At 73.0% G+C, this 440-nt stretch carries 1 protein-coding gene; it reads right to left on the bottom strand.

The window, feature by feature from the left end:
- On the bottom strand, positions 1-439 hold a 439-nt coding region (cysC, locus tag ADL08_RS12500; protein ID WP_078970567.1), incomplete at its 3' end, for an adenylyl-sulfate kinase.
- Between the last annotated feature and the right edge of the window lies 1 nt (position 440).

The raw sequence follows: 440 nt of genomic DNA, 5'->3' as shown, positions 1-440 counted from the left end.
TCTGGGACTCGATCCGCAGGTCGGGCGCCCCGGGGGCCTCGTAGGGGTCGTCGACCCCGGTGAGCCCGCTGATCTCGCCCGCCGCCTGCTTGGCGTACAGGCCCTTCACGTCGCGGACGGAGCAGACCTCGACGGGGGTGGCCACGTGCACCTCGACGAAGGCGGTGCCCTCGGCGTGGTGGCGCTTGCGGACGGCCTCGCGGCTGTCGGCGTACGGGGCGATGACCGGCACCAGGACCTTCACGCCGTGCGAGGCGAGCAGCTCGGCGACGAAGCCGATCCGCTGCACATTGGTGTGCCGGTCCTCACGTGTGAAGCCGAGGCCCGCCGAGAGGAACTCGCGGATCTCGTCGCCGTCGAGGACCTCGACGCGGTGGCCCTCGCCGCGCAGCCGGCCGGCCAGCTCGTACGCGATCGTCGTCTTGCCGGCGCTCGGCAGG

The organism is Streptomyces sp. NRRL F-6492 (assembly GCF_001280125.1).
In the GTDB taxonomy this organism is placed as follows: Bacteria; Actinomycetota; Actinomycetes; order Streptomycetales; family Streptomycetaceae; genus Streptomyces.
Note: the sequence above shows the minus strand (reverse complement) of the source record. Positions and strands in the feature narration are given on the sequence as shown.